The organism is Shewanella sp. Shew256 (genome assembly GCF_002196695.1).
Classification (GTDB): domain Bacteria; phylum Pseudomonadota; class Gammaproteobacteria; order Enterobacterales; family Shewanellaceae; genus Shewanella; species Shewanella mangrovisoli.
In genome coordinates, this window is the sequence record NZ_NAJR01000001.1 from 262,362 (window position 1) to 284,621 (window position 22,260).

A 22,260-nucleotide genomic window follows, 5' to 3' on the forward strand; every position below is an offset into this window, starting at 1 on the left:
GGCAAATAACAGGATGGATATGACAGCTCCCATTATTATCACTGGCGTGGGTAAACGTATTGGTTACGCCCTCGCGAAACACTTGCTCGCCCAAGGGCACAAGGTGATTGGCACCTATCGCAGCCATTATCCCAGCATCGATGAGTTGCAGTCTTTGGGCGCGACCTTAATCCAATGCGACTTTTACGATAATGCGCAGCTCCAAACCCTGATTGAGCAATTGAGCCAATACCCCAAAATCCGCGCTATTATCCATAATGCCTCTGACTGGTTGCCAGACAACAGCCCAAGCCTTGCCCCCCATGAGGTGATGCAGCGCATGATGCAGGTGCATGTGAGCGTACCCTATCAAATAAACCTAGCCTTAGCCTCGCAATTACGTGCGGGAGCCGAGGGTGAGATTGGCGCCAGCGATATTATCCATTTCACTGACTATGTGGCCGAAAAGGGCAGTGCCAAGCACATGGCTTATGCGGCCAGTAAAGCGGCGCTAGAGAATTTAACCTTATCTTTTGCGGCTAAATTAGCGCCCGAGGTCAAAGTGAATGCGATCGCTCCGGCGATGATCCTTTTTAATCCAAGTGATGATGAAGCCTATCGGCAAAAGACCTTGGCTAAGGCTATCTTGCCAAAAGAAGCTGGAAATCAGGAGATTATTGCCTTAGTGGATTATCTGTTGGCGAGCCGCTATGTCACGGGGCGCAGCCATCATGTCGATGGTGGGCGGCATTTAAGGTAAAGAAAAATCTAGAACGGCCTGCGGCCTCTAGAACGCCATTGCATGGCTCTAGAATCTAGATTCAATCAAGAAGAAGTCGTTATGGTGCGATGCTCTGCTTTTTCTAGCAGCGAAGCGCTCTAGCTTCTAGCTCCTACTTTTCAAAACTCCCATACTCGACTTGGGGTGATGATAGCGGGTAAGGGCACATCCCAATGTTCGCATGGCAGACTCGGTACTTGCTGGCAATCATGGGCATAACCCATCGGCAGTGGTCTGCCTTTGCTGTGCCAATTAGCTAGCGTTCTGTCGTAATAGCCGCCGCCCATGCCCATGCGATTACCTTTGATATCAAAGGCAACCAGCGGGGTGATCACCACATCCAGTCGCTCAATTGGCATAACGCTACGCACATCCAACTTAGGCTCTAAAATACCAAATTGATTCGGCTGCATTGGCGAGTCGGCGTGGTAATGCAAAAACAATAATTGCCCTGCATTAAAGGGGTGGAGCCGTGGCAGATAGGTGTGAATTCCCTGTTGCCAAAGCGCTTCGATAAGCGGAGCAGTTGCTAGTTCGCCATCGTGGGTGAGATACAGCGCGACATGCTGGGCATTCAGAGCACTGAGCTTTTCGAGCATTCGCTGACATGCGGCAAGGCTTGCCTCGGTTTGCACCTCTGTCGAAAGCGAGCGGCGCGCTAAACGTATTTGTTTGCGTAACTCGGCGCGGCTTAGCGTTGGACTTAGATTTGGGCTTAGCGACTGGGTATCAATTGCAGACTGATTGCCGTGTGGCCCCTTGACTGTTGGGGCCGAAGTGTTCGAGACAGGTGAAGTGATAGACATAAATAAGATGCTCCCCAGAATGCCGCTACCGGTGTAGCCCTTGAACCGTAGGTTCAAGGCGGGTAAATGATTACCTCCTAAGGCTTCTCGGTACGAGCCGAGCATGCTCAATGTCAGTAAAGCATTCACCCTGAGATCAAAATTATCGGCACAGGGACATTACCAGTTGGCCTGCACCCCAGGGAGCAAAAACGGTATTGAATCGCTAAAATCTTGGCTTAAAAAGTATAGGCCAGTTTAGCCATTCACTGTGCAACTCTTATCAGATTGATGGTGCGTGGCACCGAGTGGCACAGTCTAAATCTATTTAGTTGAACGCTCAACTAAGGCGTTTTCCAAGGTTGACTGCAACAGGCTGATGCGGTCATCCATTTGTTTCATATAGTGCTTATTCTTTTGCTTTTCTTGGTACAACTCGTGGCCAATATTCAGCGCCGCCATAATGGCAATTTCTTCGCGGCTTAAGCTATTCGTGCGATTTTTTAGGGTGGTGAGTTGCTGCTCAACCCCTTGCGCCACAACACGTAGGGCATCTTCCTGACCTTTCGGGCAGGCGATAGAGTAGGTGCGCCCTAGCAGGGTGATTTCAACTGCACTGTTACTCATTCGAAGATGATCCTTTCGTTGGCATCGATAGGGCGGACTATATAGGGCTGATATTAAAAGTGCAAGGTAAGCCGCTGATGGATTGCACATTCGCCGTTTTGTTTGCTGCTTGTGTGAGCAGTTGCCGGAATTTTTATCTTCAACCCTAAGAATGCCGGATCAGAGTTGGTTCAAGTCTTTAACTCTGCTAGCATTGCTGCTGGAAAATTCTGATTGGAATCTGATATGGCGACCCCTCCTTCGTTACGCATCGACAGCTTAAAAATCGCCCTCGATGCGGCTGAAATTGGTCAGCATCCCGTGGAAGTACACGGTGCCCTTGTGGGTTTAATCTGCGGTGGTGTAGATCAAACCGGTGATTTGTGGATTAAACCTTTATTTGACCTGATGAACGATGGTCAGCCTTTACCGGCGCCTCTGCATCAATTGGTGAGTGAGCTATTCCAAGACTCAGTCGCCCGTTTAGGTGATTTTGAGTTTGGTTTTATGCCATTGCTTCCCGAAGAAGAAGAGCCGTTAAGTCAACGGGTTGAAGCCTTATCCCTGTGGACGCAAAGCTTTTTAACCGGCATTGCGATTATCCAGCCTAAGCTGAATAAAGCCTCGGCCGAAGTGCGTGAAGTGATTAAAGATCTGGCCGAGATCGCCCAAGTTGAATTTGATGTCACCGAAGATGAAGAGTCGGAAACGGCTTATATCGAGTTACTGGAATTTGTGCGTATCGCCGCCATTATGTGCTATTCCGAGTTTGGCCCTGAGCCAAGCCACGGTGAAGGCGACGATCCTGCGGTGATCCACTAATCGCTAAAGAGAGGGGCGGAATCATTCTGCCTTTTATTGTTTTTCAAATCTAACATCCTGATGGCGAAACGCTTTTAGCCATGCCATAGCTTGAATGAGAACCCCATGACGGTAGCAGAGCACATGGATAATTCAGTTCAAAATGTCGATATTGCCATTGTTGGTGGCGCCATGGCGGGGGCGACCCTCGCGCTGGCCTTGGCGCGTTTGTCTGGCACTGAAAAACCTTTATCTATTGCCTTAATCGAGGCGCACCTTCCCGATAACACCCATCCCGGCTTTGACGCTCGCTCCATCGCCATTGCCCATGGTTCCATCTTCGAGTTATCCCGTTTAGGTTTATGGCCGAAACTGGCGCATTTAGGCACGGCGATTAAGGATATCCACGTATCCGACCGTGGCCATTTTGGCATGACGGAACTCAACGCCAGTCAGTTTCACTTAGATGCGCTGGGGCAAGTCGTCGAGCTTGAAAGAGTCGGCCAAGTGCTGTTTAGCGAGCTGCACAAAACTCAGGTTAAGCTCTTTTGCCCTGCAAAACTGTCAGAGTTAATCCCCGATATCGACAGCCACATGTTGGTGCTGGATTCCGGCGAGCGGATTTGCGCCAAGCTGGTGGTCGCCGCCGATGGCTTGCAGTCTAAGGTGCGCAGCAGTTTTAATCTGCCCATTACCCAAGTGGCGTTTGAGCAAACCGCGATTATCGCCAATCTACAAACCGATAAGCCGCATCAGCATTGGGCCTACGAACGATTTACCGAGACTGGCCCACTGGCGTTATTGCCGATGGCAGATAGCCAAGGTCAGCCGCGTTTGTCCCTCGTCTGGGCACTCGACGATAACCGCGCGCAAGCGATGCTCAATGCCCCCAAAGCCGAATTTTTAACGGCGCTGCAGCAAGCCTTTGGCTACCGCGCCGGCCAGTTTGTCGATGTCAGCGAGCGCCATGCTTATCCATTAAATCTGTCCTACATGCCAAGGCCAATCCACCATAGATGTGTGTTTATCGGTAATGCGGCTCAGACACTGCACCCGATAGCGGGGCAAGGGTTTAACTTAGGGCTTAGGGATGTCGTCAGTCTGCTCGACGTGCTGCAACGCGCGCTGGCGCAGGGTGAGGATATCGGCGGTGTCGCCGTTACCCATGGCTATTTGCAGGCCCGTGAGGCGGATAGAAACAGCACTATTCGCAATATTGAATTTTTAGTCCGTGGCTTCTCTAACCAATATTGGCCCTTGGCCCTTGGGCGTAATCTGGGATTGCGTCTGTTATCTTGGTTCCCGCCACTGAAAACCCCCGTCGCGCAGAAGGCGATGGGCTGGAAATAATCATTACTGGTATCGCAACGCGAAAAGGATGTACCCATGTTAAGTTCACAAGCCTATGACATTGCCATTGTGGGTGGCGGCATGGTGGGACTCGCCACCGCGATAGGATTGGCGCAGGCCAACTTGAATGTCGTCGTGATCGATGCCCAAAGCACCCAAGCCGTGAGCGGTGAGCCAAGGCTTAGGGTTAGCGCCATCAATAAGGCGAGCCAACGTTTGCTCGAGCACCTCGGCGCTTGGCACTATTTAGATGTCAGCCGCGCGACGCCCTATCAAAAAATGGCGGTATGGGATAAAGACGGCTTTGGTAAAATCGCCTTCGATGCCAGCAGCATCAGTGAACCTAGCCTTGGCGCCATTATCGAAAATGATGCCATCAGCTACGCCCTCGCCAAGCGTGCCAGTGAATTTGACAATATCACCCATATCGAAAACCAACGCATAGAGCGTATCGCCTTTGGTGAGCGCGAAGCTTGGTTGACCTTAGCCAATGGTGCCGATGCCGAAATCGAAAGTGTCAGCGCCGCACTCGTGATTGCCGCCGATGGTGCCAATTCTTGGGTGCGCGAACAATGTAAGATCCCGTTAACCTTCTGGGATTATGGCCATCATGCGATCGTGGCGACCATTCGCAGCGAAATGCCGCACCTTGCCACCGCCCGCCAAGTCTTTTTGCAGGACGGTCCGCTGGCCTTCTTGCCGTTATATGAAGACAACCTCTGCTCCATCGTTTGGTCAGTGCCGCCTGAGCGCGCCACTGAATTACTGGCAATGGATAAAGTGCAATTTGAGCGCAATCTCACCGCCGCCTTCGATGGTCGCCTCGGCATTTGTAAGCTTGAGAGTGAACGCCAAGCCTTCCCACTGCGGATGCGCTATGCCCGCCATTTTGCCCGCCACCGTTTAGTGCTCGCGGGGGATGCAGCCCACACTATTCATCCATTAGCTGGCCAAGGGGTAAACCTAGGCTTCCTCGATGCTGCCAGCATTATCGAAGTCATCGGTGAGCTACACGATGCGGGTAAAGATATCGGCGATTATGCCCAGCTGCGCGCCCTTGAGCGTTGGCGCAAGGCCGATGCGATGGAGATGATTGCGGCGATGGAAGGCTTTAAGCGCCTATTCGAGGGGAGCAATCCCCTTAAAAAAGCCATTCGCGATCTGGGACTCAACCTGGTTGATAATGTCGCTGGGCTGAAAACAGTGTTCATGCAACAGGCCATGGGCAATAAGTCCTCACTCCCCAAGTTATGTCGCTAGCCTCGGTTGCGCTAATGTAATCATAATTGCTGATAATATCAGCGATTTGATTGCAGGCTGCGCAAATCTCGCTTTCATATGTAAAAAAATTACATGTTAAAGATGAGAAAATCTAATGACACTGGCTTCGGATTAGAAAAATCTCCTGTATACAAATTTGTGACGCAAGGTATAATTTCGCCGCATTTTAGACCCTAGTACTTATACCAATCACGATAAATATCTGATTAATTCAGAGCGAAATCAGGCGTTGCAGTGACAGACGCATTGATACAGAAAGAATCACCTTTCAAATTGATGCATCGTGGAAGTGAAATGCCGATTAGCCAGATATTTAGCCGGATTTGTATCACCCTACGCTAGGCAGAGACCTGAAAAAGGCCGCAAAAAAGGGATAACAATGGCTAATAAAACTGTTCTGTTTAACAAGCACTTAGAATCAAACGCTAAGATGGTCGACTTCCACGGTTGGGATATGCCCCTCAACTATGGTTCACAAATCGAAGAACACCACGCCGTGCGTCAAGACGCAGGTATGTTCGACGTGTCCCACATGACTGTGGTTGATGTGACCGGAACCGACGCTTGTGCATTCCTCCGTAAGTTGCTGGCAAACGATGTGGCCAAACTTAAAGTTCCTGGTAAAGCCTTATACGGCGGTATGTTAGATGACAATGCCGGCATCATCGACGACCTGATCACTTACTACCTGACCGACACTTTCTACCGTGTTGTCGTCAACAGCGCGACCCGCGAAAAAGACTTAGCGTGGATCGCCAAACAATCCCAAGGTTTTGATGTCACTGTGACTGAGCGTCCTGAGCTGGCGATGATCGCCGTTCAAGGTCCTAACGCTAAGGCCAAAGCCGCCGCCGTATTCAGTAGCGAGCAAAATGCCGCCATCGAAGGCATGAAACCTTTCTTCGGTAAGCAAACCGGTTCTCTGTTTATTGCCACCACAGGTTACACAGGTGAAGTGGGTTACGAGATCATCGTGCCAGAAACTGAAGCCGAAGCCCTGTGGCAAGCTCTGTTAGATCAAGGCGTTAAACCATGTGGTTTAGGCGCTCGCGATACATTACGTCTCGAAGCCGGTATGAACCTGTACGGCTTAGATATGGACGAAACCATCAACCCGCTGGCCGCCAACATGGGCTGGACTATCGCATGGGAGCCAACTGACCGTGACTTTATCGGTCGTAAGGCGCTTGAAGCCCTGCGCGATGCGGGTACCGACAAATTAGTCGGTCTGGTGATGGAAGAAAAAGGCGTGTTACGCCATGATATGCCAGTATTTTTCACCGATGCAGCGGGTGTTGAGCAGCAAGGCGTGATCACTAGCGGTACTTTCTCGCCAACATTGGGCTATTCTATTGCGATGGCGCGTGTTCCTAACTCGATTGGGGATACGGCGGAAGTCGAAATGCGTAAAAAGCGCGTGGCTGTTAGAGTAGTAGCGCCAAACTTTGTGCGCAACGGTAAACAAGCATTTTAAAAAAACGGAACAAGGAACAAGAACAATGAGCAATATTCCGACAGAACTGAAATACGCCTCTTCACACGAATGGATCCGCAAGGAAGAAGACGGTAGCTACACTGTGGGTATCACTGAGCATGCTCAAGAGCTGTTAGGTGACATGGTTTTCGTTGAGCTGCCAGAAGTGGGCGACACTGTGACTGCAGGCGACGACTGTGCAGTGGCAGAATCAGTGAAAGCGGCTTCTGACATCTACGCGCCAATCTCTGGTGAAGTGATTGCCGTCAACGAAGCACTGGAAGATTCTCCAGAGCTCGTAAACAGCGACGCTTACGGCGAAGGCTGGTTCTTCCGCGTTATGCCTTCTGATGAATCAGAAGTTGACGCTCTGCTCGATGCAGAAGGTTACCAAGCTGTCATCGACGAGGAATAATCGTCGACGCTAACGAAGCCCCAAGGGGCTTCGTTTGTTTTAGCGCAAGTTTGACATAACAATAGCCCGTTTATCAGTACCCTACAGTCCTGAGCTACGGCAAATCTGGAACAAGGTTTATCATGACCAAGCAAACCCTCACTCAGTTAGAACAGCACGATTTATTCTTACGTCGCCATATCGGCCCGGATAGCAGCCAACAACAAGAAATGTTGAACTACGTTGGTGCTGAGTCTCTGGACGATCTGACTGCGCAAATCGTGCCTGAGTCGATCCGTTTAAGCCAAGAGTTGAGCATTGGTGATTCCTGCGGCGAAGCCGAAGGCATTGCTTACATTCGTGGTTTAGCCAAACAAAACCAAGTCTTCAAAAGCTACATTGGTATGGGTTACTACGGTACCCAAGTGCCTAATGTGATTTTACGTAACGTCTTCGAAAATCCAGGTTGGTACACGGCGTACACGCCATATCAGCCAGAGATCGCTCAAGGCCGTTTAGAAGCCATTCTAAACTTCCAACAAGTGTCTATGGATTTAACTGGTTTAGATTTAGCCTCAGCTTCACTGCTGGACGAAGCGACTGCTGCTGCCGAAGCGATGGCGCTGGCTAAGCGTGTGTCTAAAGCCAAAAAAGCCAACATCTTCTTCGTTGCCGATGACGTATTCCCACAAACCTTAGACGTGGTGAAGACTCGCGCTGAGTGTTTTGGTTTTGAAGTAGTGGTAGGTCCTGCCCATGAAGCGGTAAACCACGAACTGTTTGGTGCCCTGTTCCAGTATTCAAACCGTTTCGGTCAAATCACTGACTTCACAGACTTATTCGCCGAATTACGTGCGAAAAACGTCATTGTGACTGTCGCTGCCGACATCATGGCCTTAGTGTTACTCAAGTCACCGGGTGCCATGGGCGCCGACGTGGTCTTCGGTAGCGCGCAGCGCTTCGGTGTGCCGATGGGCTTTGGTGGTCCACACGCGGCCTTCTTCGTGGCCCGTGACGAGCACAAACGCTCTATGCCTGGTCGTATCATCGGTGTGTCAAAGGACACCCGTGGTAACCGCGCACTGCGTATGGCGATGCAAACTCGCGAGCAACATATCCGCCGCGAAAAAGCCAACTCAAACATTTGTACCGCGCAAATTCTGTTAGCGAACATGGCGTCTTTCTACGCCGTATTCCACGGCCCACAGGGCCTGAAAACCATCGCATCACGCATCAACCGCTTCACCGATATCTTAGCCGCTGGCTTACAAGCTAAAGGCGTGAGCTTAGTGAACAACACTTGGTTCGATACCATCAGCATCAAAGGCTTAGATGTTGCAGCAGTCAATGCTCGCGCGCTGGCCGCTGAAATGAACCTGCGTTTCGATGCTGACGGCATCGTCGGCGTGAGCTTAGATGAAACCACTATCCGCACCGATATCGAAGCCCTGTTCGATGTGATTTTAGGTGCTGGCCATGGCTTAGACGTTGCCGCATTAGATGCGCAAATCGTGGCGCAAGGTAGCCAATCGATTCCAGCTTCTTTAGTGCGTCAAGATGCGATTTTAAGCCACCCAACCTTCAATCGCTACCAAAGCGAAACCGAGATGATGCGTTATATCAAGCGTCTCGAAAGTAAAGACTTAGCACTGAACTACTCAATGATTTCATTGGGTTCGTGCACCATGAAGTTAAACGCTGCGGTTGAAATGCTCCCAGTCAGCTGGCCAGAATTTGCTAACATGCACCCATTCTGCCCACTGGATCAAGCCAAGGGTTACACTCAACTGATTGAAGAACTGTCTTCATGGTTAGTGAATGTCACAGGTTACGATGCCGTGTGTATCCAACCTAACTCTGGTGCACAGGGTGAATACGCGGGTCTGCTGGCGATTCGTAAGTATCACGAGTCTCGCGGCGAAGCCCACAGAAACATCTGCTTAATCCCACAATCTGCCCACGGTACTAACCCAGCATCGGCGCAATTAGCCGGTATGCAAGTGGTTGTGACTGCCTGTGACAAGCAAGGTAACGTGGATTTAGAAGATCTGAAGGCCAAAGCGGCTGAAGTGGCAGAAAACCTGTCATGTATCATGATCACTTACCCATCGACCCACGGTGTGTACGAAGAATCTATCCGCGAAATCTGCAACATTGTGCACCAGCACGGTGGTCAAGTGTACTTGGACGGCGCCAACATGAACGCCCAAGTTGGCTTAACCTCACCAGGCTTTATCGGTGCCGACGTATCGCACCTTAACCTGCACAAAACCTTCGCCATTCCACACGGCGGCGGTGGTCCAGGTATGGGCCCAATCGGCGTGAAAGCCCACTTAGCGCCGTTCGTAGCGGGTCACGTGGTTGTTAAACCAGGCCGCGAAAGCGATAACAACGGTGCAGTATCGGCAGCGCCATACGGCAGTGCTGGCATTCTGCCAATCAGCTGGATGTACATTAAGCTGCTCGGTTCAAACGGCCTGAAAAAGTCGACTCAAACTGCGCTGTTAAACGCTAACTACGTGATGAAGAAGCTGTCTGAACACTACCCAGTACTGTTCCGTGGCCGTAACGATCGCGTCGCGCACGAATGTATTATCGACCTGCGTCCCATCAAAGAAGCCTCTGGCGTGACCGAAATGGATATCGCTAAGCGTTTGAACGACTACGGTTTCCACGCGCCAACCATGAGCTTCCCTGTTGCGGGTACGCTGATGATTGAGCCAACCGAATCTGAGTCTAAGGTTGAACTGGACCGCTTTATCGACGCTATGGTGTCAATCCGCGCCGAAATTGCTAAGGTTGAAGCAGGCGAGTGGCCAGCGGACAATAACCCGCTGCACAACGCACCACACACTATGGCCGATATTATGGACCCAGCGTTCGATTCACGCCCATACAGCCGTGAAGTGGCCGTGTTCCCAAGTGCCGCAGTGCGTACTAACAAGTTCTGGCCAACCGTGAACCGTATTGATGACGTGTACGGCGACCGTAATTTGTTCTGTGCATGTGTGCCGATGTCAGACTACGAATAAGGGCTGAATAGTACGTTATTCAGGTCTAACGTTTGATGAAAAGCGAACCCTTAGCGGTTCGCTTTTTTATTGCCTGCAATTTGGGTTTTAGTTGTGTTTAAGATAAGTGAGTTTCTGTCGAATGGTGTGCTGCGAATGGGCTATTTTGTGGCTTCTCGCTACGATATTTCCTAATTGCCTGCCGCAGGCTCTCGCACTGTTACACCAGTGACTCGCCGTAAATACTTCCCTGTAGGCTCTGCTAAAACATCCATGTTTTAGAAGGTCACTGGTGCAACAATGCTGTATCTGGCGTAACCATTGAGTGAAGAGTTATTTCTGCCCTATTTTTCGTTTAATTATTAATGACTTAGGAGATGGTTTGATTCATGGCTGCCAATATTCTTTGTTATCAATCTTGTAAACTACAAGATTGTTACGCCAAATTTATTACAAATTGAAATAAATTCACTTTGAAAATGTTCAGTTAAAATTCGACCATTTTTATGAGAACTATAGTCCAAAGCGGTTATTGAACCATATGTTTCATATTTTTCACTGTTGTATTCTTCTTTTTTCAGGGTTGCAGTAACTATGACCTGCTTTTCAAGACTATCTAACACTTCAATCATTTTAATTTCTTTTGAAGTAGATAACTCTCGGTCTCTGAAAGAGTCAATGATTATTGGAAATTTGTGTTTGAAAATCACATGTAAAGCATAGAGTTTTGCAAAGTAGAACTCTTGTTCCTCGCTGCCTGAATAGTTAACAGCTTTTTTTGTAAATAAGTCAGTAAATGTTTGAATACCACTTTCATCAATAATCTTATATATATCATTCATTACTTTTATGATATTGCTGATTAGTAGGTTTTGTTGATTTGATAATCCTTCTTGCTTTATCGTCACGTTCTTTAGTTTTTGGCTTAGCGCTTCTATATCTCTTTGTTTAGCGAAAAGCTCCTTATCAAGACTACCTGCATTATCTAATTCATCTTTGAATAAGATAATATCTCTTAGTTCAGGAGATACTTTAGATATTTCACTGTTTAAATCTGACTGTAGTTCCGATATTTCAAAGTCAATACGAGAAATGACCTCTAGTTTTAAATGTATATTTTTTTCAACTGAGCTAAGTATCGACTCTCGAACTTCTTTATTACTCACATCAAAACTAATATCTTTTGATTTGTATATTATGTTGTTACTGCCGCAATTTTCACATGAGACTTGCCCCATATTAATTGCGCGATTAAGAGAATTAAGTTCAGCCTTTAAGTTTAAGTGGTTGTTTAATCTAGTCCTCTCTGCGTAACGTCTCTTACGTAGCTTAACTAAGTTGTCATTAATTTTTCTAAGACGAACTTCTTGCTCTTTATAGGCGTTGAAGCTTGCTGACGATTTTACATTTTCTAGTACAGCTTTATTTATGTTAAATCGATCAATTTCATTTGAAAGTTTTTTTTCTAATACTCTAAGCTGTTTTAACTCTTCCTTGATATGTTGTATTTGTTCATTAGATAGCTCTGTTCCAGATATATCATTTAAAGCATAAAGCATTTCAACGAAATCAGACTTGTTGTAGTAACCACTATTAAAAATATTCGACGTATCACGTTTGTCTTGTCCGACAAAGAAGAGCTGTAAAAAAAGGCTTAAATCAATTATTTTTGGTAAGCCACGATGCACAATTTCTGGTAGTTTAAAAATGTTTTTATCAAAAAAATATTTAAATTCTGATGCAGACTCTAAAATATTTATTTCGCCATCTATTATTACTGAGAATGAGTTGTTCCTTCTCAGTATCATGAAGTTTTTGTTATTAAAGGTAAATTGTAAGAAGAAATAGTTTTTTGAATAATCGAACCCTGCTGGAAATATTGGGTCATTTCCAAGAGCATACATAATTCCTTGTAAAACTAATGTTTTACCTTTGTTGTTGTCGTCACTGAAAATAATATTTACTAGATCGCCGAAGCGATCTTCTATAAAGGCTGTGTCTTTATCACCAAAAGCAAATTTTTTAATTTTCATTGATTAAGCCATCCCTTATTATGGCAACTAGAAATCTAGCGGAATTAATATCTAAGTGTTCTGTTTTGTCAATTAATTTCTGATCTAAATCATCGATAATTTTACTTACTTTTTTTCTAGGGTCTTTAGATAAAGATTTAAAAATAGCGGCAAAAAGGCGCCAGAAAGCATTTTGATTATTCTTATCAAAGAACGCTTTGCTTAACGCTGCATTTTGTTCGAATATATGATCTTCAATATCGTCGTCATTAATGCTTCTTGTGAAGGATACATAACTACTAGGGAGCCTGTTTTTATTAGAAAAAATATCACCACCGACTAGCCGATTTAAAACGAATAATTGCAAGTCCACATTGGTTAAATGTCTGTTGAAATTTAATACATCATTTGGTCTATATATTTTTGAATGTTCAATTTCTGAATTTTTTAGTGAGGTTTGCTTATCTCTGATCTCCCTAAATATTGCGCTGTAAAAATTATCGTCATTTAATTTTGATGACTTAAATTTCATAATTCCTTTAATGTAGAAGTGCTCTGTTGTTCGATCTTCTACAAATATTACCTTTCTGAAGAAATCTTTTAGATTAACTCCTTCATTTAAATTTGCAGATATTTTTAATCCTTCGAATATTTTTTTCTTTTCAATATCTTTAAAATTTTCAATGCCATAGTTTGTTAGTGAAGCGTCATTAACGTAGCGCTCGTTAAGTTGCGGCATAAAAAATATAAACTCTTGAAAAAAATCACTAAATTCAGATGTGAAGTTTTTATATAAAGTGAATAAATATTGACCAATTTTTCTAGGGGTCAAATTTTTCTCACCTTTTGCTTGAATGTCCCAAATGTTCTCATTATCACACATGCCAGATACATCATTGAAACAGTCAATACTTAAAATCGCTATATCTTTGTATCTACTGCCCTGTGCTGCTAAATATAAAAGTGACTTTGTTTCAAAGGTTGAGGCTTTAAGATTATTGCGCTCTGTATTTGTGAATATATAGGCCATTATTAAACCATTAATAATATGTTGCATGATAAGCAGTTGTATATCACTTTCCCACCTCGCTTTTACTCAGGCATCTTTGGGCGACTTGGTAGATGATGGTGTCTACTTGTTGGTGGGTAAGATCTTGGGTTTTCAGTTTCGGGATCGTTCCGACTAATTGTTTGTGGTTCAGGATCGGGAACGGTGGTTTCGATTGGCTTGTGACATACCAGCCGGGGAATACTAGGGCTGGGGTGGCGGCGACGGGGGACCCTGTGGCTTTGGTTAACCATTGGCTGACCCACTTGGCCTGACGTTCGGCCTGTTCTATGGGTTTGGTTTCTGTCCACGAGGGGAAGTTTAAGCGTCCGTCTTTGTAAAATACTTGATAGCCTTTTTTGTCAGAGCCTCCGCCATTGCCATTGGTTTGGCGAAGGTCTTTATTGCGCTTATGGCGACCTTTGGTTTCAATCGCGAATACACCATTTTTGCCGATAACAAGGTGGTCGATATTAAAGCCGTCGGCTTGTACATCGTGGAACACTTGATAACCCAAGGCTTGTAAGCCGATTAGTTCATTGGCAGTGGCGATTTCAGCCGTATGCCCTAGGCGTAATTTGGTGAGTTTGGAAAAGTTTTTCCAAGTTTTAAAGCTGCAATAGCTTAAGCCCATTAACGCAGAAATACTTAACATCCAAGGGAATTTGCCTGCTGCGATATGTGCTTGAATGCTGTTGAGTGCAAAGGGGAAGCAAAAAATCATGGCTCCCATCATCATGTAACCCATTAAATCTAATTGCAGATCTTGGATTTGCTTTTGTAAGCCATAGGCGGGAATGCGGATTAGCTGCTCACGGTCAACGGGTAGGGTTAGCGTTGCATCGCGGTATCGAAGAAACACATGCAACACTCCAGCTCCGACAAATAGGCTGGATAGAATAATTACAACGGATAATAGATTGCTGCCGAAATCTGCCATTTACATCCTTGAAATAGAAAGGTTTATCGTTAATTCCATAACGCACACATGATAAATGTGCTTGATACCTTGGTGGCAGAGGAGGCTGTTAAGAGTGAGGCTGCATGGTACAGATTGGCTGCTTTGTCCTTAAATAGCGTGCTCGATAGTGGCGTTCGAGTGTGGCTCTGCATTTCCCTTAGTGGTCACACTTTAACCCGCGCTATGCGGTTTAATCAATGCGTTTTATCACAAAAGCTTATTTTAAATAATAACTTGTGAATACTTGGGGAGAGGTATTGGGGGAGGCTTTGGTGTTACGTAGGGCAAATAAAAACGGCCAATCGAATTGGCCGTTGTTATTATCCATTAAGCCGTGGGTGCTTAACGGTAAAATGCTTCTACTGTGCCTTTGATGGTTAACAGCAGAGGTTGACCGCGACGGTCTAAGGATTTGCTTGGTACTTTAACCCAGCCTTCGCTGATGCAGTATTCTTCGACATCGAAACGTTCTTTACCGTTCACGCGGATACCCACATCGTATTGGAAGACTTCAGCTACATGGTGGCGGCTGCGTGGGTTAACCGAAAGACGATCCGGTAATGCGGGTTGTGAAGTTGTGTCAGTCATGGTCGTTATCTGTAGTGAACAAAAAGTGCGTTATTGTAGGCAATCCCGCCGCCTTGCTCAAGGACTGTTGTTGTCAGTCTGTGACACCTGAGCCGCTATCTTGGGCGCGCGGCACTGAGCGTGAGTTGTTGCATAAGCCTGTATCGTCTTTTGTTCGCACGCGGCGCAGGGTAAACTCTGGCGGCGTTGGCTTAAGGCATCGCGCATAAGGCGTTACGCTTAGCGCTTACAACTTATAGCTGCGCTCCGTTATTCACCCATATTCGACCCAAGGCCCAATAGTTAACTTGCCATGCATGATGATATTAGTATTCCCTTGCCATCCCTTATCCATCGCATCGGCCGCGAGGCGGTTAAGCGGGCGCAGGCGATTGCTGTGCAAAAGGGCTGCGAGCTTAAGCGGATTCGCCGTTCCCGTAATTGGAGCATCACAGGGCAGGCTATCGCGATTCAAAGCTGTTGCGCCGAGTTAAAAGCACAGAGTGATATTACCGAATTTGCCTTTATGATCAAAAAGATCGACAGCGGCTTATTACAACATGCCGATAAGCTGGAACCACTCAGCGCAAAACTGGTTCGCCTAATTAACCAAAACCCCGCTATTACCTTGGGCGAGTTAATGCAGCAAACCCAGTGCACGATGAGCGAGGCGCGCCTTGCCCGCTTCGAGGCCGAACTCTAATACCGAGCTTTGATGCCGAACTCTAATGCCGAGCTTTGATGCCGAATTCTGGGCTTAGGCGGGGTCATTAGCAGGCAGCACCCAAGAAAAAGGCCTCAATTGCTTGAGGCCTTAGGTGGTTAACGATAGCGATTTATACCGAATCGACTTACGCCGACCGCCAATATCACGCCATAGGCGTTAAATCTTAAATTGACCGACGAGTTTGCCGAGGTTAAGTCCTTCCTGCGACACGGTTTGGCTCACGCTCGCCGCCTCTTCGCTGGAGTGCAGCAGCTCATTCACAATCTCTTGAATGGCGAACACGTTGCGGTTGATTTCTTCGGTCACTGAGCTTTGCTCGGTCGCCGCCGTGGCAATTTGGGTACTCATATCATTGATGGCGGTCACCGCCGAGGTCACTGAGCCTAAGCTTTCGGAGATGGCGCGGGACGAATCCACCGAGCGTATACAACTCTGCTGACTCTCTTCCATGGTTTTAACCGCTAAGCTCACCAGCTTGTGCAGCTCAGATAGCATCTCGTTGATTTCTAATGTGCTTGATTGAGTGCGGCTGGCTAAGTTACGCACCTCATCGGCCACCACTGCAAAGCCGCGACCCTGTTCACCGGCGCGGGCGGCTTCAATCGCGGCGTTTAATGCCAGCAGGTTGGTTTGCTCGGCAATGCCGCCGATCACCGAGAGCACACTATTAATTTTTTGCGATTGTTCACTCAAGGATTGAATGTTGCTGGCGGCATTATTGATTTGCGCCATCAGTGCCGAAATCTCCTCTAACGAGGCATCGACGCAGCGCTGGGCATTGGCCACATCACCCGTGGCGGCATGGGTCGCTTCGGCGACTTGGGTGGTATTTTGCGCCACTTCACTCGCGGTGGCGGACATCTCTGTAATGGCGGTAACCACTTGATCTGTCTCATTGTTATGGCTGATAAGCTGGCGCGACATCACCTTGGTTTGGTCATGAATCGCATTGGCCGCGGTTTTGACCTTAGCGGTGGCATGGGCCACATCGCCGATAATGGTTTGCAGTTTATCGACAAACAGGTTGAAGGAGCGGCCGAGTTGAGCAATTTCATCGTCGCCCTTCACCGCGAGGCGCTTGGTTAAATCGCCTTCGCCTTTGGCGATATCGTTTAAGTTATCGGCCATATTTTTAATCGGTGTGACCATGCGATGAGCTGTCAAAAGGATTACTGCGGCGGTAATTGCCGCCAGTATCAGCGCAATTAATAACACCCCAAGGGATTTACTCATCATTTGTTCATATGCGGCAGCGCGGTAGTCCTCAACCACTGCATCGATATCATCAACATAGACCCCTGTGCCGAGCATCCAATCTGTACCAGGGATCATCATGGAGTAGCCGATTTTTTCGATTTGCTCGTTGGTATTTGGCTTTTGGAAATAAAACGAGAAGTTACCGTCACCGTTTTTGGCGGCATTGAGTAGGCCTACAATGATCTTGGTGCCGCGGGGATCGGTCATATCGATTTTATTCTGCCCCTCGAGGTTGGGCATGACCGCATGGAATAGGTTTTTACCTTGTGAATCATAAATAAAGAAGTAGCCCGAACTACCAAAGCGGATATCACGCAGGGCTTGGTTAACATTGCCCTGTTCTTTCAACGATAGCTGGTATTGCACTATGCCTGCGGCGATTTGGGTGGCTTCTTTGATTTGGGTTTTACGCTCACTAATTAATTTTTCTCTAAATGCGGTGACCTCATCGGCAAGTGCCGACTGTTCTACATGGTAAGAAAGCGTCATCAGTACAATGAGAGTTAGGATTAAGGGGAACAGTGCAAGTAGGAGCAATTTGTTACGTAAACTGAAATTAGACATGCTTAACAACTCCGAAATAAGCCTCTTTAATTGCAGGGAAGTATAACGAATCCCCAATACTCTTAAGTGCTTAAGTTAACAAAAATCTAATGTAACCGACAAAAAACCTTAATGATATTTGACTTAAGGATGAGGACGGCTCGCAGTACTTCGTTGATCTTAATCAAAGCCTAAATAAGCCAATGCGCTCATTATATTAGTTAATCTTTATACATAGGCGGTGCTTGTTTGTTTGAGCTTAAACAAGACGACTCTAGCTTAATCAAGATGCGCACACTAAAGGCAGGACTGTGACTAATCAAAGGCTGATAACGCTGTTAAAAATCTGCATTGGCCTTGGGCTATGCCTGATTACGCTTGGGATTTATCTGCATAACTTTAATGAGTCCGTCGAAGCCATAGGCGTTAAGGGAATTATTATCAGCGCCGTTTGCGTTGCCGTTGGCATGGCGTTATCCCTGCCGACAAAGATGTATCTCACCTTTTTACTGGTTAAGCGCGAGGCGGATAAGCAAAGCAGTGTTGAGCATTAACCCTTGGCTAAACCACAGTGAATGCCGCAATAAATCCTACTCTGCAGCTTGCTGCCTATGGCGTAAAAACCCCGCTGGTGTTTTTTTAACATAATTAACCCAAGACTAATGGGCGAAAAACACCGATAATTCCCCCCAGACGATAGCGCCCAAGGGCAATGCTGTGCGGTAACGAATGTGATTATCGCGTTTGAGCATATTGAGTGGAAAAATTCTAATGGAAATCAAAGTTAATTTTCTCGACAACCTGAGACTCGAAGCCAAGTTCGACGATTTTACGGTCACGGCCGATCAGCCCATCCGTTATAAGGGCGACGGCTCGGCGCCGAGTCCCTTCGACTACTTCTTAGCTTCTTCGGCGCTGTGTGCGGCCTATTTTGTGAAGGTATATTGTAAATCCCGCGATATTCCGACGGACAATATCCGCCTGTCGCAAAACAATATTGTCGACCCAGAAGATCGCTATAACCAGATTTTCCAGATCAATGTCGAATTGCCCTATGATATTTCGGATAAAGATCGCGAAGGTATTTTGCGCTCCATCGACCGCTGCACAGTAAAAAAAGTGGTGCAGACTGGCCCAGAGTTTAGAATCGAAACCGTTGAAAACCTCGATGCCGACGCCAATGCCATGTTGATGGGTCAGCCAGGCGACGACAGCAGCACCTATATTTTGGGTAAAGACTTGCCGCTGGAGCAGACCATTGCCAATATGACCAGCATTTTGGCTGAGCTGGGGATGAAGATTGAGATCTCCTCATGGCGTAACATTGTGCCCAATGTGTGGTCACTGCATATCCGTGACGCCGCATCGCCCATGTGTTTTACCAATGGCAAAGGCGCAACCAAAGAGAGCGCGTTGTGCTCGGCCCTCGGTGAGTTTATCGAGCGTTTAAACAATAACTTCTTCTATAACGACCAGTTCTTTGGGGTTGAGATCGCGAATAGCGAGTTTGTCCATTACCCGAATGAGAAATGGTTTGCCCTCGAGGAAGACGACGCCCTGCCTGCGGGCCTGTTAGACGACTACTGCCTAGAGATTTATAACCCCGATGAGGAGCTATGTGGCTCGCATCTTATCGACACTAACTCGGGCAATAGCGCCCGTGGCATTTGTGCGATTCCTTACAAGCGTAAATCCGATGGCGAGACTGTGTACTTCCCATCGAACCTGATTGAAAACCTGTTCTTAAGCAATGGCATGAGCGCGGGTAACAATATCAAAGAAGCCGAGGTTCAGTGTCTGTCTGAGATCTTCGAGCGCGCAGTAAAACGCCAAATTATCGAGCAGGAAATCGTTCTGCCAGACGTGCCAATGTCGGTGTTAGAAAAATACCCAAGCATTCTTGCGGGCATTAAGGGCTTAGAAGAACAGGGCTTCCCTGTGGTAGTGAAAGACGCCTCCTTAGGTGGCCAGTTCCCTGTGATGTGCGTGACGCTGATGAATCCGAAAACCGGCGGCGTATTCGCCTCCTTCGGTGCCCACCCAAGCTTTGAAGTGGCATTGGAGCGCAGCCTGACCGAATTGCTCCAAGGTCGCAGCTTCGAAGGCTTAAACGATGTGCCAAAACCGACCTTTAATAGCATGGCGGTGAGCGAGCCTGAAAACTTTGTCGAGCACTTTATCGACTCAACGGGTGTGATCTCCTGGCGCTTCTTTAGCAGCAAGCATGACTATGAGTTCTGCGAATGGGATTTCTCTGGCACTAACCAAGAAGAAGCTGACCGCTTATTCGGCATTTTAGAAGAGCAGGGTAAAGAGGTGTATGTCGCCGAGTTTACCGAATTAGGCGCATCTGCTTGCCGTATTTTAGTACCTGATTACTCTGAAGTTTATCCAGTTGAAGACCTGATTTGGGATAACACCAACAAGGCGCTGGATTACCGTGAAGATATTCTGAATCTGCATTCCTTAAGTACTAAGCAATTGGTCAACCTAGTCAATCGCTTAGAGGAAAGTCAGCTGGATAACTACACCGATATTCGCACTCTGATTGGTATTGTGTTTGATGAAAACACCGTTTGGGGTAAGTTGACGATTATCGAACTTAAGATCCTGATTTATCTGGCACTCGGCGCGCATGAAGAGGCGCTGGAATTAGTCGGTGAGTTCCTGCAATTTAACGACAACACCGTGAAGCGTAATCTGTTCTTCCAAGCCATGAGCGCGGTACTGGAAGTGACGCTGGATGAAGACCTTGAACTCGAAGATTTTAGCCATAACTTTACCCGCATGTTTGGCGCGGAAGTGATGGAACAAGTGGTCGGCAGCGTTACTGGCAAAATCCGTTTCAGTGGTTTAACTAAGACCAGCATGCAGCTCGAAGGAATTGAGCCACATTTACGCTTAATCGAAAGCTATAAGAAACTGCACGCCGCCCGCAAGGCCAAAGCGGCGCAATAATCGCAACGCGAAGCGTGTGATGTATATAAAAAAAGCGAACCTAGGTTCGCTTTTTTATTGGTGATTTGTCGGGGCGATGCGGCATCAAGCACTATTGGCGATAACGCGGTTTTTGCCATCCCGCTTGGCTTGATAGAGCGCGGCATCGGCGCGTTTTAGGGTGTCTTCATAGGATTTATCGCCCGCTTCTATGCTGGCGACACCTATGCTGACGGTGGCAAATAATCCCTTTACAGAGAGTTGCTGCAATGCCTTGAAGCAGCAGTCACAGAGGTATTCGGCAAACACTATGGCTTGGTCATGGTCAACTCCGGGCAGGGCAATCACAAACTCATCGCCACCAAAACGGTAGGCGCTGTCGGTTTTGCGAAATTGTTGTTGGCAGGTGTCGGCGACTGCCATGATAACGCGATCGCCCGCTTGGTGACCCAGTTGATCGTTGATCCGTTTTAGGTGGTCCAGATCTAAGACTAAGATCGAGGCCGGAATACGGTGGCGGCTAAAGGTGTCGAAGAGTAGTTGTAAATCACGGTCTAAGCGGCGGCGGTTATAGAGCCCTGTCAATTGGTCGGTATCGCTTAACTGCCGCAGTTGTAATTCCAGTTTATGGCGCTTGGAAATATTACTGGCGACCCAGAGGACGACGGGTTCGTTATTCACCAGAAAATCTAACGCCTGAATGCGCCCCTCAAACCAGATGGGTTGCGATGGTCCTTCATCGGGTAAGCCTTTGACATCCTTATTACTGAGCTCATATTCCTCAATCAATAATTTACGGCTATCTAAGGCTTGCTGAATAATACCGAGGTAGTAAGTGGTTTTTTCGTCGTTGAGTACATCGCTCAGGTAAAGGCCGACTAATCCACTGCCATCGTGGTAATAACGTGCATCTTTACCGCCAAACACCGCAACATAGCGGCCGCTTTGGGACAGGATAAACGCCGGATCGGGTAGCGCGTCCAGCACTAAAGCCATTTGCTCAATACTGACCATCAAACAAGCTCCCCACAAAGGTTATCTGACTTAATCAAGACTTTGACGCTTGCTAAGAATGTCATCATTCGCCATTCAGTCTATGGTAAGAATTTAGCTTTTTTTATGGCGAAAACAAACCTTAACCACATGGTATTCGTGTTTATGTTCGACTGGCAGGTGAGAAGCAAGCAGGGCACGAGAGGATTAATTAAATTGGACTTAGGGTGTAGACTCTAGCCCGTATCAATTTAATGAGGGATGAGTATGCGCACGGTTGATGATTTTATTCAGTATTTAGAACTTGAGCAGCATGTTGAGGGCGGTTATTACCGTTCATCTTATCGATCAGAATCGACTTTTGATCCGAGTCGTCAGCTGTGGAGCAGTATTTATTTCTTACTGCGAACCGGCGAAGTGTCGCATTTTCATCGACTCACGGCGGATGAGATGTGGTATTTCCATGCGGGTCAATCGCTGACGATTTACATGATTTCCCCCGAGGGCGAGCTAACCACTGCGCAGTTAGGGCTGGATTTAGCCGCGGGTGAAAGGCCACAGTTTTTAGTGCCTAAGGGCTGTATTTTTGGTTCGGCGATGAATCAAGATGGATTCTCGCTGGTGGGCTGTATGGTATCACCTGGCTTTACCTTCGATGACTTTGAGTTGTTTAGCCAAGAAGCCCTGTTGACCATGTATCCGCAGCATAAAGAAATCATCTACAAATTAAGTCGGCCAGAGGTGAAATAGCGC

At 47.2% G+C, this 22,260-nt stretch carries 19 protein-coding genes and 1 other RNA gene; 11 read left to right on the top strand and 9 right to left on the bottom strand.

Features of this window, described 5'->3' with window-relative positions; all coding sequences use genetic code 11:
- Positions 1-19: 19 nt before the first annotated feature.
- Positions 20-739, top strand: a complete 720-nt coding sequence (folM, locus tag B5P39_RS01160) for a dihydromonapterin reductase (RefSeq protein WP_055647994.1) — start codon at positions 20-22, stop codon at positions 737-739.
- Positions 740-879: 140 nt separating this feature from the next.
- On the opposite strand, the gene B5P39_RS01165 is transcribed toward folM, so the two are convergent.
- The 3 genes from B5P39_RS01165 to B5P39_RS01175 all read right to left on the bottom strand — a co-directional run bounded on the left by B5P39_RS01165 (position 880) and on the right by B5P39_RS01175 (position 2,172).
- The gene (locus tag B5P39_RS01165) at positions 880-1,566 is read right to left on the bottom strand and encodes a 5-formyltetrahydrofolate cyclo-ligase (RefSeq protein ID WP_088210153.1); all 687 of its coding nucleotides are present in this window, start codon (positions 1,564-1,566) and stop codon (positions 880-882) included.
- Positions 1,567-1,573: 7 nt separating this feature from the next.
- Positions 1,574-1,754, bottom strand: a non-coding RNA gene (gene ssrS, locus B5P39_RS01170) — 6S RNA.
- 115 nt (positions 1,755-1,869) lie between these two features.
- On the bottom strand, positions 1,870-2,172 hold the full coding sequence (locus B5P39_RS01175) for a cell division protein ZapA (protein WP_011718292.1): 303 nt from the start codon (positions 2,170-2,172) through the stop codon (positions 1,870-1,872).
- 225 nt (positions 2,173-2,397) lie between these two features.
- Here B5P39_RS01175 and B5P39_RS01180 point away from each other — a divergent pair, with 225 nt between their 5' ends.
- The 6 genes from B5P39_RS01180 (at position 2,398) to gcvP (ending at position 10,483) form a co-directional block, all read left to right on the top strand.
- Entirely contained in the window at positions 2,398-2,973 is a 576-nt protein-coding gene (locus B5P39_RS01180; RefSeq protein ID WP_088210154.1) for a UPF0149 family protein, read from the top strand.
- A 105-nt stretch (positions 2,974-3,078) separates the two neighbouring features.
- The gene (ubiH, locus tag B5P39_RS01185; protein ID WP_088210155.1) at positions 3,079-4,302 is read left to right on the top strand and encodes a 2-octaprenyl-6-methoxyphenyl hydroxylase; all 1,224 of its coding nucleotides are present in this window, start codon (positions 3,079-3,081) and stop codon (positions 4,300-4,302) included.
- A 36-nt stretch (positions 4,303-4,338) separates the two neighbouring features.
- Positions 4,339-5,562: an FAD-dependent oxidoreductase gene (locus B5P39_RS01190; RefSeq protein ID WP_088210156.1), complete on the top strand. Its 1,224-nt coding sequence runs from the start codon at positions 4,339-4,341 to the stop codon at positions 5,560-5,562.
- Positions 5,563-5,962: 400 nt separating this feature from the next.
- Positions 5,963-7,057: a glycine cleavage system aminomethyltransferase GcvT gene (gene gcvT, locus B5P39_RS01195; protein ID WP_088210157.1), complete on the top strand. Its 1,095-nt coding sequence runs from the start codon at positions 5,963-5,965 to the stop codon at positions 7,055-7,057.
- Between the two features lie 25 nt (positions 7,058-7,082).
- Positions 7,083-7,472 (top strand): glycine cleavage system protein GcvH, encoded by a 390-nt coding sequence (gene gcvH, locus B5P39_RS01200; protein ID WP_011071083.1) that lies wholly within the window; start codon positions 7,083-7,085, stop codon positions 7,470-7,472.
- A 122-nt stretch (positions 7,473-7,594) separates the two neighbouring features.
- Positions 7,595-10,483, top strand: a complete 2,889-nt coding sequence (gene gcvP / locus B5P39_RS01205) for an aminomethyl-transferring glycine dehydrogenase (protein ID WP_088210158.1) — start codon at positions 7,595-7,597, stop codon at positions 10,481-10,483.
- Positions 10,484-10,887: 404 nt separating this feature from the next.
- Here the strand turns inward: gcvP and B5P39_RS01210 are convergent, their stop codons facing one another.
- The 4 genes from B5P39_RS01210 to B5P39_RS01225 all read right to left on the bottom strand — a co-directional run bounded on the left by B5P39_RS01210 (position 10,888) and on the right by B5P39_RS01225 (position 15,071).
- Positions 10,888-12,495 carry a hypothetical protein gene (locus B5P39_RS01210; protein WP_088210159.1) on the bottom strand — a complete coding sequence of 536 codons (1,608 nt, stop codon included), beginning with the start codon at positions 12,493-12,495 and terminating at the stop codon, positions 10,888-10,890.
- Positions 12,485-13,504, bottom strand: a complete 1,020-nt coding sequence (locus B5P39_RS01215; protein WP_088210160.1) for a hypothetical protein — start codon at positions 13,502-13,504, stop codon at positions 12,485-12,487. Before B5P39_RS01215 ends, B5P39_RS01210 begins: the two co-directional genes overlap by 11 nt.
- 43 nt (positions 13,505-13,547) lie before the next feature.
- A complete protein-coding gene (locus tag B5P39_RS24645; RefSeq protein WP_176399833.1) occupies positions 13,548-14,462 on the bottom strand; it encodes a nuclease-related domain-containing protein in 915 nt (304 codons plus the stop codon).
- Between the two features lie 363 nt (positions 14,463-14,825).
- A complete protein-coding gene (locus B5P39_RS01225; protein ID WP_011624059.1) occupies positions 14,826-15,071 on the bottom strand; it encodes a DUF3297 family protein in 246 nt (81 codons plus the stop codon).
- Positions 15,072-15,363: 292 nt separating this feature from the next.
- Between B5P39_RS01225 and B5P39_RS01230 the strand changes: the two genes are divergently transcribed.
- Complete coding sequence (locus B5P39_RS01230; protein ID WP_088210161.1) at positions 15,364-15,753, top strand: ribosome recycling factor family protein; 390 nt, start codon at positions 15,364-15,366, stop codon at positions 15,751-15,753.
- 180 nt (positions 15,754-15,933) lie between these two features.
- Here B5P39_RS01230 and B5P39_RS01235 read toward each other — a convergent pair whose 3' ends face one another.
- Positions 15,934-17,598, bottom strand: a complete 1,665-nt coding sequence (locus B5P39_RS01235; RefSeq protein ID WP_088210162.1) for a methyl-accepting chemotaxis protein — start codon at positions 17,596-17,598, stop codon at positions 15,934-15,936.
- A gap of 290 nt (positions 17,599-17,888) precedes the next feature.
- On the opposite strand from B5P39_RS01235, the gene B5P39_RS01240 reads away from it, so the two are divergent.
- Entirely contained in the window at positions 17,889-18,131 is a 243-nt protein-coding gene (locus B5P39_RS01240; RefSeq protein ID WP_088210163.1) for a hypothetical protein, read from the top strand.
- A gap of 217 nt (positions 18,132-18,348) precedes the next feature.
- Positions 18,349-20,535, top strand: a complete 2,187-nt coding sequence (locus B5P39_RS01245) for an OsmC domain/YcaO domain-containing protein (RefSeq protein ID WP_088210164.1) — start codon at positions 18,349-18,351, stop codon at positions 20,533-20,535.
- A gap of 84 nt (positions 20,536-20,619) precedes the next feature.
- Here the strand turns inward: B5P39_RS01245 and B5P39_RS01250 are convergent, their stop codons facing one another.
- Positions 20,620-21,528, bottom strand: a complete 909-nt coding sequence (locus tag B5P39_RS01250) for a GGDEF domain-containing protein (protein ID WP_011718277.1) — start codon at positions 21,526-21,528, stop codon at positions 20,620-20,622.
- Between the two features lie 246 nt (positions 21,529-21,774).
- Here B5P39_RS01250 and B5P39_RS01255 point away from each other — a divergent pair, with 246 nt between their 5' ends.
- Entirely contained in the window at positions 21,775-22,257 is a 483-nt protein-coding gene (locus tag B5P39_RS01255; protein ID WP_088210165.1) for a cupin domain-containing protein, read from the top strand.
- The last annotated feature ends 3 nt before the right edge of the window (positions 22,258-22,260 follow it).